General features: G+C 66.7%; 10 protein-coding genes. 8 read left to right on the forward strand and 2 right to left on the reverse strand.

What is annotated here, in order from left to right; translation table 11 throughout:
* Positions 1–5: 5 nt before the first annotated feature.
* Complete coding sequence (locus BHK69_RS25780; protein ID WP_148663589.1) at positions 6–284, reverse strand: hypothetical protein; 279 nt, start codon at positions 282–284, stop codon at positions 6–8.
* Between the two features lie 59 nt (positions 285–343).
* On the opposite strand from BHK69_RS25780, the gene BHK69_RS25785 reads away from it, so the two are divergent.
* Positions 344–634, forward strand: coding sequence for a hypothetical protein (locus BHK69_RS25785; protein ID WP_148663590.1), 291 nt, complete (start codon positions 344–346; stop codon positions 632–634).
* 168 nt (positions 635–802) lie between these two features.
* Here BHK69_RS25785 and BHK69_RS25790 read toward each other — a convergent pair whose 3' ends face one another.
* Positions 803–1,861: a DUF2252 family protein gene (locus BHK69_RS25790; protein ID WP_069692598.1), complete on the reverse strand. Its 1,059-nt coding sequence runs from the start codon at positions 1,859–1,861 to the stop codon at positions 803–805.
* A 499-nt stretch (positions 1,862–2,360) separates the two neighbouring features.
* On the opposite strand from BHK69_RS25790, the gene BHK69_RS25795 reads away from it, so the two are divergent.
* From BHK69_RS25795 to BHK69_RS25825, 7 genes are read left to right on the forward strand one after another with little or no spacing between them, the layout of a single operon-like run.
* Positions 2,361–3,641, forward strand: coding sequence for a hydroxymethylglutaryl-CoA reductase (locus tag BHK69_RS25795; RefSeq protein ID WP_069692599.1), 1,281 nt, complete (start codon positions 2,361–2,363; stop codon positions 3,639–3,641).
* On the forward strand, positions 3,638–4,582 hold the full coding sequence (locus tag BHK69_RS25800) for a UbiA family prenyltransferase (RefSeq protein WP_199578984.1): 945 nt from the start codon (positions 3,638–3,640) through the stop codon (positions 4,580–4,582). The genes BHK69_RS25795 and BHK69_RS25800 overlap by 4 nt, the downstream gene beginning before the upstream one ends.
* On the forward strand, positions 4,579–7,047 hold the full coding sequence (locus tag BHK69_RS25805; RefSeq protein WP_069692600.1) for a PEP/pyruvate-binding domain-containing protein: 2,469 nt from the start codon (positions 4,579–4,581) through the stop codon (positions 7,045–7,047). The genes BHK69_RS25800 and BHK69_RS25805 overlap by 4 nt, the downstream gene beginning before the upstream one ends.
* Complete coding sequence (locus tag BHK69_RS25810; protein WP_069692601.1) at positions 7,040–8,143, forward strand: BtaA family protein; 1,104 nt, start codon at positions 7,040–7,042, stop codon at positions 8,141–8,143. The genes BHK69_RS25805 and BHK69_RS25810 overlap by 8 nt, the downstream gene beginning before the upstream one ends.
* On the forward strand, positions 8,140–9,453 hold the full coding sequence (locus BHK69_RS25815; RefSeq protein ID WP_069692602.1) for a diacylglycerol/polyprenol kinase family protein: 1,314 nt from the start codon (positions 8,140–8,142) through the stop codon (positions 9,451–9,453). The genes BHK69_RS25810 and BHK69_RS25815 overlap by 4 nt, the downstream gene beginning before the upstream one ends.
* Positions 9,450–10,319: a hypothetical protein gene (locus tag BHK69_RS32375; RefSeq protein WP_148663591.1), complete on the forward strand. Its 870-nt coding sequence runs from the start codon at positions 9,450–9,452 to the stop codon at positions 10,317–10,319. Before BHK69_RS25815 ends, BHK69_RS32375 begins: the two co-directional genes overlap by 4 nt.
* Before the next feature lie 4 nt (positions 10,320–10,323).
* Positions 10,324–11,751 carry an AMP-binding protein gene (locus BHK69_RS25825; RefSeq protein ID WP_069692604.1) on the forward strand — a complete coding sequence of 476 codons (1,428 nt, stop codon included), beginning with the start codon at positions 10,324–10,326 and terminating at the stop codon, positions 11,749–11,751.
* The last annotated feature ends 7 nt before the right edge of the window (positions 11,752–11,758 follow it).

The raw sequence follows: 11,758 nt of genomic DNA on the forward strand, positions 1-11,758 counted from the left end.
GCGGGTCAACTCCAGAGCAACTGCCGCGCCCCCCGCCCGCCCTCCTGCCCGATGTCATCAATCAACCAATAGCCGTCGCCGCAGTTCCGATGCGACGCTCGCAAGCAGTCAACCAGCGAACGGCGCTCGAAGCCTTGCCCATCCTTTTCGCCATTGAGGATGCGCGTCATCAACTGTAGCGAGTGATTGAGCGGATCGAGGCCGATATAGACCGCTCCCCCGATCGGCACCTCTGCCGCCCAAGTCCCCACCTTCCACTCGAAGGCTGTTACCTCGCGCTGCATCTCTTGGATCTTGCCGGGGGACAACGACCGCTTCGATCTCTGGACCAGAGATGCCCCCCTTGCTCATCGTCGATAGGCGCGCGAGCGCCATCCGGGAACCAGCCGCGCACGAATCCACGCGAGACGCACCCATCGGCTTCGGCAAGAACCAGAGCACGCTCTATGAGGAAGGCACGAAGCGCCACGTGCTCGCTGCCATATTCGGCAATGAGATTGGCAATCTCCCACTCAACATCATCTGGTTCCGGAGCAGCTGGGCTGAGATGATCCGCGCCCCCTGCATTGGAACAAAAAAGGAACATTGTCGACGCAACGTCAAGATAACTGTCGATGGCCCACAGCAGAATTGATACAGAATCCACCCAATCCAATGCCACAATAACGCATGTAATATATTGATTTCAAATAGATATTCTGAGTTCAATCCTCTCTCGCAGCACCAGCCCGTCTCCGCATTGGCACGTTCTGGGTCATGATGCCCGGAGGCGCGCGATGCTCTGGTGATTACCAGGTGCCCGTCAGGCGAACGCCGCCTGCTCCCGGGCGACGCTTTGCGCCGCGACCTTGGCAGCCTGCCGCAGCCAGTCGCCACCGCGACGAGCGAGATCCTCCTGGATCATGGGCAGGACAGCAGGGTCGTTGGCGTGACAGTTCGCGATTTCCCGCCCCATGAGCTTGAGCATCCGGGGAAACAGAAGCTCGTCGGCGGCGTCCTTCACCTCGATCTTGCGGCTGTTGGGCGAGAGGCGGCGCACAACGATTCCGTTGCTGACCTGATAGTGCGGGTCGGGCGCACGGCACCGGCCAGCAGCGATTTCGCCGACGCGGATCGTCGTGGTGCCGGGGGCATGTCGCAGCGACCAGGCCGAGACGACGATGGCTTTCGCTTCACGCAGGACAGGTCCGCCGCGCCATGTGCCGCTGGCGACGAAACGAGGCCGCCCGAGACTCCCGGTTCCGGCGGTGCGGGGGGACATCACCAGGGGCGTAGCCGGATCAGGCATGACAGCGCGCAAGGCATTCTCGTATCGCGGTGGGATGGCGGTGGGCGCGAGAGCGTCGATTTTTTCCCAGAATGCCGCCCGCTCCGGCTCCGGCTGCACGATCGCCTTGCGCAACCACTTGTAGTCGCGCTCCAGCACCAGCGGGGCGGGAGCGGCAAGGCCCTGGGTGTAGCCCTCCAGGAGAGCGGTGCAGATCACGGACGCGGTCGGGCCGTCCTCGCGAGCGAGGAGAGCGCTGGTGGCGAGGCGGACGAGATCGAGCGGATAGGGCATGACGGCGGCTTCGTCGAAGTCGTTGGCGCCCCAGATCAGTCGGCCCTCGACGTCGCGCCAGGTGCCGAAGTTCTCGATATGGGTGTCGCCGATCGCCAGAATCTCGGGGGCGTCGGCGAGTTCGGGACAGATTTCCAGGATCGTCTCGGCCCAGCGCCAATAGGTTGCGCGCAGGAATGAAAAAGGGCCGTCGTGCATCTTGCGATGTTTTTCGGCGAGGCCGGCCTTGACGAAGTCTGGACCGATCTGAGCTTTCAGCCAGGTTTCATAGGCACGCGTCGAGGCCTTGATGGTGTTCACTGCGGCGACCTTCCGATGTTACACTGAGGTTGGCTCCCCGGCGCGGTGTCCTTAACATAGGGCGAACGCGTGGCGCTTATGAACCATTCGCGACGTCGGGCATGTCTTCTGTATACCGGCGATCCATCGCTGTGCGCTCACGCACTTGCAGCCCAGCACCATTCGCGCACCTCCGGCATGTCGACGCCGTGCTCGCGGATATCGCGCCCATGCTCGATCAGCTTGTCGCGGATACATAGTCGGCTTGATCTGGTCCGCTTTTCCGGGCCGCCGGAGGTTGGTGTTTTCCGGCCTTTGTCACAGTGGCGAACTGGGAGCGCCGCTTGCGTTCCGCAATGAGATCGGCGGCTTATGGCCGATGGCGCCATGCGTCCGATGCGAGCTTGTGATTGAGGAATTTCTTCAGCATACCGGCATCCTGCCGCAGCGACATGCCAGAAATTTACAAGCTGCGCGCTATGGCCGACAAGACTCCATCTCCAGCCAGGCGCTTCCAGGCATGTCGATCATCCCATCTTCGGTTCTGCGCCTGCTCGACCGCTTGCGCGCGTCCTATACGGTCGAGCAAGCGCGCAGCCGGATGAGCCATAGGGCCGAGCTGGTGCCCCAGCGTGCGCTGCGCTCATCACGCGTGACGGATGCTGCCAGCATCGCCTCGCTCTGGCGGCAGCTGCACGCGGCCGGTGTCGCGACCGAAGCCGCCGAACCGGTTCTGGCAGACACGCAGACGCTCACCGACGCCGCGGCTTACTGCGCGAATATCGAGGCGATGATCGGGACGCTGAAGCTGCCGCTGGGTGTCATCGGTCCGCTCGTGATCAATGGCCTCAACGCCAACGGCGCCTACTACCTGCCGCTGGCCACCACGGAAGCGGCGCTGGTTGCATCCTATGCGCGCGGCGCGGCGGTCGCGACAAAGTCAGGCGGCGTGACGACGGCCCTGTTGAACGAGGGCGTCCTGCGCAGCCCCGGCTTCAAGTTCGCCGGTCTCATCGATGCCGGCCTCTTCGTGGAATGGGTTACGCGCAATGTCGACGATCTCCAGGCGGCGGCGGAGGCGACCACGCGTCACGGCAAGCTGATCTCACTCGAACCGATGATCGACAACGACATCGTCTTCCTGCTCTGCCGTTACACGACCGGCGATGCCGCCGGCCAGAACATGGTGACGATCGCCACTGACGCGCTCTGCCGCCGGATCGAAGAAACCTGCCCGATCAAGCCGCTTCACTGGTTCATCGAGGCCAATTTCTCCGGTGACAAGAAGGCCTCCTATCTCGGCCTGCTCACCGGCCGCGGCCGGAAGGTCAGCGCCAGCGTCATCATTCCAGGCCCGCTCGTCGAGAAGCACCTGCATGTCAGCGTCGACCGGATGATGGCCTATGGCGAGATGGCCAATCTCGGCGCCCTGCTCAGCGGGCAACTCGGCGCGCAGGGGCACTATGCCAACGGGCTGGCAGCCTTCTACATCGCGACGGGGCAAGACGCCGCATGCGTCTCCGAATCGGCGGTCGGCTTCACCCGAATGGAGCGGCGCGGCGCAGATCTCTTCATCTCCGTCACGCTGCCCAACATCCTGGTCGGTTCGGTTGGCGGCGGCACCGGCTTGCCAAGCCAGTCGGCGGCGCTCTCGCTATTGGGGCTGAAGGGCACCGGCCATGGCGCCGCGCTGGCGGAGGTCGCAGCGGCTTTGTGCCTATGCGGGGAGATCTCCATCATGGGCGCCATCGCTGCCGGGCATTTCGCGTCCGCCCATGACAAGCTTGCGAGGCGCAGGTGACGGCCGACCTATCGAACGAGCGGGCGCTGCCCTTGCTGCGCCGGCTCTGGATCTACCAGGCCGAACGCTTTCCGCTGGCGAAGACGTCGATCCTGCTCGTGGTCTTCACCGCCGCGAGCATCAGTGTCTCGGCCCATCTCGGCGGTCGCACGCTGCCGGCCTGGTCGGCCTTCGCGACAGCCTTTCTGGTGACGTGGATCGTTTTCTTCCAGCTCCGCGCCTGCGACGAGGTCAAGGATGCCGAGGATGATCGCCGCTTCAGGCCGGAACGCCCGGTGCCACGCGGCCTCCTGAGCTTGCGCCTGATCGTCAATCTCGGCATCGCCGGTGTCCCCGTCGCGGCATTAGTGACGGTGCTGTTTGCGCCTGCGCTGATCTGGCCGCTGGCTCTGGTCTGGGCCTGGCTTGCGATGATGAGTTTCGAGTTCTTCGCGCCAGCCTGGCTGAAGGCACGGCCCTTCCTCTATCTCGTCTCGCATATGGCGATCATGCCGCTGATCGACCTGTTCGTGACCGCCTGCGAATGGCTGCCACGTGCCGGTGCGCCGCCGCCGGGGCTCTGGCTCTTCCTGGCGCTCAGCTTCGTCAATGGCTGCGTCTTGGAGATCGGCCGCAAGCTCTATGGTCGCGAGAATGAGCGACCGGGCGTCGAGACCTATTCGGCTCTGCTGGGCCCCAAACACGCCGCTCTGGCCTGGAGCGCCTGCACCGCCCTGGCCTATGGGCTCCTGCTCGGCGTCGGCAATGCGGTCTCGGCCTTTTTGCCGGTCGCCATCATCGGGACGGTCGCGCTGGCGGCGACATTGGCCTGCGCCGCTCGCTATGCCCGCAACCCCGTTGGCGGCACACAGAAGACGGTGGATGCGATGGCCGGCCTTTGGGTGCTGGTCTGCTATGGCGCGGCGGGCTTCGCGCCGTTGCTGGCCGGAGGCACGATGTGAGCGGTTTCATCCTTCAAGCGCATGAGGCAGGCGACCCGGCTGCCGCCGGCGGCAAGGCCGCAGCGCTTTCGGCGCTGATACAAGCGGGTTTCGACGTTCCCCCCTTCCTGGTCATCCTTCCCGAGGGCGTGTCCGCGCGCGGCCTCAAGGCGGAGACACGCAAGGGTCTCCAGGCCGCATTGCCCGGCATTGGGCCTGGCCCGTTCGCCGTTCGCTCCTCCGGGCGCGAGGAGGATGGCGCGAGCCATTCTCATGCCGGGCAGTTCCTCTCCCTGCTCGACGTGGCCGAGCCCGAACTGGCTGCCGCCGCGCTGAAGGTCTGGCGCTCGGGCAGCACCGACAGCCTGAAAGCCTATCGCGCCTCGCGCGGCCTCGATCCGGCCAGCGGGGCGCCCGCCATCATCGTGCAACGCCTGGTCAAGGCGCGCGCGGCCGGCGTCGCCTTCTCGGCCGATCCGGTCGGCGGTCGGCGCAATCGCTTCGTCATTTCCGCCATCGCCGGCCTCGGCGACAAGCTCGTCGGCGGCGAGGCGGATGGCGACGATTATGTGATCGATGCCGCGACGGGCACCATGCTGGAGGGGCCCCGGGACGGCGTGCTCGGCACCACGGACATCGCCGCGCTCACCGGGCTGATCGCACGGGTCGCCGCCGCGAGAGGCTCGGCCCAGGACATCGAATGGTCGTTCGAGGGCGATCGGCTCTTCCTGCTGCAGGCGCGCCCGATCACGACCCAGCTGCGGGACCCGGCCTGGCCGGACCCAACTGTGACGATTTTCGACAACTCGAACATCGTCGAGAGCTACCCCGGCCTCGTCTCGCCTTTGACCTACAGCTTCGCGCAATACGCCTATGCCCGCGTCTACCGCCGCTTCGTCGCGCTGCTCGGCGTCGCGCCTGTCCGCATAGCCGAAAGCGCGCCGATCTTCGACAACATGCTCGGACGCGTCGACGGGCGGGTCTATTACAACCTCGTCAACTGGTATCGCGCGCTGGCATTGCTACCGGGCTTCAGCCTCAACCGCGCCCATATGGAGACGATGATGGGCGTCAGCGAGCCGTTGCCGGCCGCGATCAGCGCCAGCATCGGACCGGGGCCGGTGCGCGGCTTCGCCAGGGCTGTCGAATACGCCCGGATGGGCCGCGCGGGCTTGGGCCTCGTCTTCGAGGCGCTGCGGCTGACACGGACGATCCGGGGCTTCTATATCAGGCTCAACGGCGCGTTGCGGGTCAAGCCCGACGCCATCGCCGCCATGCCGCTCTCGGCGCTGGCGACAGAGTATCGAACGATCGAGGCCGGCCTGCTTGACCGCTGGGACGCGCCCCTGGTCAACGACTTCCTCTGCATGATCGCCTTCGGGGCTTCACGAAAACTGCTGGAGCGCTGGTGCGGGCCCGATGGCGTCGAGATCCACAACGCGGTCATGATCGGACAGGGCGACATCGTCTCGGCTGAACCGGCCCGGCGCATCGCGACGATGGGCGCGCTGGCTGCGGGCAAGCCGCAGCTGATCGAGGCCTTGCAGCGTGGCGATCTGACGGCAGGCAAGGCCGATGCTGCTCTCGGGCGCGAGATCGACGCCTATCTCGCCAAATTCTCCGACCGTTGCACGGAAGAGCTGAAGCTGGAGAGCATCACGCTCGACCAGGACCCCGCGCCGCTGCTCGCAGCGATCGCCGCTGCCGCCCTGACGCCGCGCGCAGCCCATGGCCGGAGCGCGGATGGGACGGCGGCGCTGGACCGCATCCTCGGGGATCGTCCGATCCGGCGCAGGATCGCGCGCCTGATGCTGGGCTGGGCCCGCGACCGGGTCCGCGATCGCGAAAATCTGCGCTTCGAGCGCACCCGTATCTTCGGCCACGCCAGGCGCGTGCTGGTTGCCATGGGGCGCCAGCTCGCCGCGCTGGATGCGATCGATGCTCCGCGCGACGTCTTTCTGTTGACCGTCCCCGAACTGCTCGGCGCGATCGAAGGCTTCGGTACGACGGCCGATCTCAAGGGTCTCGTCACGATCCGCAAGGCCGAAATGGCGCGGGCGACTGAGCGACCGGATCCGCCGGAGCGCGTCACCGTGACGGGCGCCGCCGGCCTCGGATCGGAAGGCGTGACCGTTTTGGAGCCAACACTCACCGATGCGTCGGAGACCGTTCGCAAGGGCACGGGCTGTTCGGCCGGCACGGTGCGCGCCAGGGCACGATTGATCCGCGACCCGCGCCGGGAAGCGCTGGTCCAGGGCGAGATTCTGGTGGCGAGGCATACCGATCCCGGCTGGATCGCGGTGTTCAGCAACGCCTCGGCCATCGTCGTCGAGCGCGGCAGCCTGCTGTCGCATTCGGCGATCGTGGCGCGCGAGATGGGCATTCCCTGCGTGGTCGGGCTCAAGGGCGCACTCGACTGGATCGTCGATGGCGAGATGATCAGCGTCGATGGCGCTTCGGGCGAGGTGAGGAAGGCCGATGGCTGAGAGCGAAATCGCCGGCAAAGCCTCCTTCGAGGCGATCCGCTATGCCCAGCTCTGGGAGGATGCCGATGTGCTGACCGCCGCGCTCGGCACACCGCCCGGCGCCACGCTGGTCTCGATCTGCTCGGCCGGCGACAACGCGCTCGCCATGCTGACGCTCGACCCCGCGCGCGTCGTGGTCGTCGACCTGTCGCCGGCGCAGATCGCCTGCCTGCGCATCCGCATCGCGGCCTATCGCGGACTGGATCATGCCGCGTTTCTGGAGCTGATGGGCTCCCGCCCGAGCGAGCGGCGCGGCGGCCTGCTGGACCGCTTCATACAAGGTCTGCCGGAGGCCGAGCGCGCCTTCTGGGCGGCAAGGCGGGAGGACATCATCGCCCACGGGCTCGGCGGCATCGGCAAATTCGAGCGCTATTTCCGGGTGATGCAGCGTTACCTGCTGCCGCTCGTCCATTCCCGCGAGACCATCGCGGCGATCTTCCAGCCGGGCAAGAGCCGGCGGGAGCGCGAGCACTTCCTCGATACGCGCTGGAACAGCTGGCGCTGGAACCTGCTACTGCGCGGCTTCTTCTCGCGCTTCACCATGGGACGGCTCGGCCGCGACCCCGCCTTCTTCGACCATGTCGAGGGCAGCGTCGCCGCCCATGTCGCCCGCCGCATCCGCCACGCCGCTGTCGATCTCGACCCGGCCCTGAACCCCTATCTGCGCTGGATCCTGACCGGGAGCCATGGCGCGGCGCTGCCGATGGCCTGGCGCGCGGAGCATTACGAGACGATCCGCGGCCGGCTCGACCGGCTCGACATCCGCCAGGGCTCGCTCGAAGCCTTCGTCTCGACAGGCGAAAAGGCCGACGGCTTCAACCTCTCGGATATTTTCGAATACATGAACCCGCAGGTTTTTGAGGCCGTCTATGGCAGCGTCGTCACTGCTGCCCATCCGGGCGCGAGGCTGGTCTACTGGAACATGATGGCGCCGCGCCGCCTGCCGCCGGCCCATGCCGGCCGCATGCTGCCTCGGCCGGATCTCGAGGCGCCAGGCAAGGCGGCCGACAAGGCGTTCTTCTATTCCGACTTCGTCGTCGAGGAGGTGCGGGCGTGAGCGTGGCGGTGAACCTGCTGCTGGTCGCAGGCTCGATCTCCGCCATGCTCGGCCTCCTGGCGGGGACGAAATGGCTCGGCCGCCGCCATGGCCTGTCGGTCGAGCTGCAGCGCAAATGCGTGCATATCGGCACCGGGCTCTATGCGCTGACCCTGCCGCTCACCTTCTCGCAACGCTGGCCGGCCGTCCTGCTGATCAGCCTCTCGCTCGTCGTCCTGCTCGGCTTGCGCCTGCGCCGCTTCGCCGGCGACGGCATCAGCTCGGCCGTCCATGGCGTCGCCCGGAAATCCTATGGCGAGCTGTTCCTGGCGCTCAGCGTCGGCTTCCTGTTCTTCGCCTCGCAGGGACAGCCGGTGCTCTACGCGTTGCCGATCCTCGTGCTGACGCTTTCGGATGCGGCCGCCGCGCTCACCGGCACACGCTACGGCCGCAAGCATTTCCAGGTCGAGGCCGGCACCAAGACCTGGGAGGGCGTCACCATGTTCTTCCTGGTCACCTGGATCCTGGCGCTGATCCTGCTCCTGCTGATGACGGAGATGGACAGATCCAAGGTCGTGCTGTTCTCGGTCATGATCGCGGCTTTTGGGGCGCTGGTGGAGGCCGATTCCTGGCGCGGGTTCGATAATCTCTTCGTGCCGATCGGCATCCATCTCCTGCTCGCCAACAATCTCGGCACCGAGCCGCTGCAACTTGGGCTCATGGTGGCGGCGTTTCTTGCAACGCTCGCCTTCGTGATCGCCTTCGCGCCCCTGCTTGGTCTCACGAACCATGCCGCACGCGCCTATGTCGTGCTGGTCTTCCTGATCTGCTGCGTGACCGCTCCGCACAACGCTGTTCTACCCGTCGCGGCGGTGTTCACCCATCTCCTCGCCCGCAACGCACGGCCGAGCCGATCACCCTATCCGGATCTCGACCTGATCGCCGCCGTCAGCGGCGCGGCGCTGTTCTGGCTGTTCCTGGGCGATTATACTGGCCAGAACGCGCTCAACGCCTATAATCTCGGCTTCGCCGGCGCCGCGATCGGGTTTTTGGCGCTGCTGCCACGCCGGCTGATGCTGCTGACCGCGCTCGGCGTCATCGCGATCGGCGCGATCCTGTTCCTCGTCGCCTCGGCCAATCCGGCCCACAGCCAATGGCACGGCCCGCTCTGGCCCTGGGCACTGGGGTCGATGGCGCTGTGCTTCATCACAATCGCGACCATGCCGGCCCGGTTCGACCGCTACCGCGCCGCACGCGTGATGGCGCTCTCGCTCGCCGTCCCGCTGACCCTGTTCCTGGCCAAGCTTGCGACGAGGACGCCGACGATATGACGGAAATCCCCGTGGAATGCGCGATCGAGGGTGCCTCCTGCCTGATCTTCAGGGACGCGCCCGCCTGGGAGGGGCGCCGCACCGCCAGCGTCGGGCGTTTCCGCTGTGATAGCGCCACGGCGGGCCGCGATCTGCTCGCCCGTGCCGCGGCTGATCTGGCTGCCGAGAGCTACGAGGCGCTGATCGGCCCCATGGATGGCGACACCTGGCACAGCTACCGGCTGGTGACGGAGAGCGACGGCTCGCCGCCCTTCCTGATGGAGCCGGTGAGCGGCGCCTTCGACACCGAGGCCTTCACGGCCGCCGGCTTCACGCCATTGTCGAGCTATGTCTCGACGCGGACGACGCTGGACGCGGCGATCGCGCCCGAGGCGGTTTCGATCGCGGGCGTTTCGGTGAAGGGAGGCGTTTCGGTGAAGGCTTGGGACGGCAGCGACGCCGCCGGGCTCGTCCGCCAGCTTTACGCCATGTCGGCCGCGGCCTTCCGCAACAACGCGTTCTTCAAGCCGCTCGACGAGCAGGGTTTCCTCAAGCTCTACGAGCCCGTCATGCCGCTGGTCGATCCGCGCTTCGTGCTGTTCGCTCGCAACGAGGCCGATGCGCTGGTCGGCTTCCTGTTCGGCATGCCCGACCGGCTCGAAGGCGCAACGCCTCGGACCGTCATCCTGAAGACCTATGCCAGCGCCCAGCGCGGTGTCGGCCATCTCCTGGCCGACCATTTCCACCGCTCTGCGCGCGCGGCTGGATTCACGCACGCCATCCATGCGCTGATGCATGTCGATAATATCTCGCTGGAACGCAGCGCGCGGCATTCAGGAACGGTCTTCCGCCGCTACGCCCTGCTCGGCCGCCGGTTGGACGCCTGAGCGCATGAACCTGCTCGACCCTTTCCTGCGAAGTGCAGAGCAGCACGGCGACCGCACCGCGATCGTGGCAGGAAACGGCGACCGGACCAGCTTCGCCGACCTCATCACGGCATCCTCGACATTGGCTTCGGCCTGGCGCCGCGCCGGCATCGGTAGGGGTGACCGTGTCCTGATCGCCATGCCGCTGGGGCCTTCGCTCTATGCAGGCCTGGCCGCGCTCTGGCGGATCGGCGCGGTCGCGGTGCTGCCGGAACCGGCGCTTGGCCTCGCGGGCCTGCGTCACGCCGCGCGCGCGACCGCCCCAAAAGCCTATCTGAGCGCCGGCTGGTTTCGCGCGCTGCGCTATCTCGTGCCGGAGCTCTGGCCGATCAGGCTCATGCTGACGCCCGACGATGCAAGAGTTTCGGGCGAACCGCTCGAGGCGCTGACGCCCGAACATCCGGCCCTGATCTCGTTCACCAGCGGCTCGACCGGGCGCCCCAAGGCGATCCAGCGCAGCCATGGCTTCCTGGCGGCGCAGAGCGCCGTGCTGGCCGATCTGCTGGCGCCCAGGCGTGAGGACGAGACCGACCTCGTCGCCTTTCCCGTCTTCGTCGTCGCCAATCTCGGCCTCGGCGTGACCTCGGTGCTGCCGAGCTGGAACCTGCGCCGCCAGGACCGCGCCGAGGCCGGCCTCATCGCCGAGCAGATCTCACTCCAGGAGGTGACGCGCGCCCTGCTGCCGCCGTCGGTCTGCGAAACGCTGGCGCGCAGTGATGCGCCGCTGCGGCTGGACGCGGTCTTCACTGGGGGCGGACCGGTGTTTCCAGACCTCATGGAGCGCCTCTCGGCAAAAATTCCCGAAGCCGGGATCGTGGCGGTCTACGGCTCGACCGAGGCCGAACCGATCGCCCATCTGCACCACCGCGATATCGGTCCCAACGATTGGAGCGCGATGAAATCAGGCGCAGGCCTGCTCGCGGGGCGCCCGGTCGACACCGTCCAGCTCGCGATCCTGGACGATGAGATCGTCGTCACCGGCGACCACGTCAACAAGGGCTATCTCGACCCTGCCGACGATGCCTCGACCAAGCTGAAGCGCGCCGGCCAGATCTGGCATCGCACCGGCGATGCCGGCCATCTCGACGCAGAGGGCCGCCTTTGGCTCGGTGGCCGGCTCGACGGCCGGGCCGGGCAGCTTCTTCCCTTCGGCATCGAGGCGGCGTCCCGATTCTGGCCGGGCGTGCGCCGCAGCGCACTGGTGGAGATCGGCGGAAAGTCGCAGCTCGCGGTCGAGGGCGATCAGGACAAGATGCCGGTCTGGACACGGGCCGCTGCCCTGATCGGGGATGTCCGCGTGGTCGGGATGGACGAGATCCCCCTCGACAAACGTCACAGGTCGAAGGTCGACTACGTCGCCCTTCGTGCCAGATTGCAGGGTCTGGCGAAATAGCCAGTTC

It is taken from the genome of Bosea vaviloviae (assembly GCF_001741865.1).
Lineage (GTDB): Bacteria > Pseudomonadota > Alphaproteobacteria > Rhizobiales > Beijerinckiaceae > Allobosea > Allobosea vaviloviae.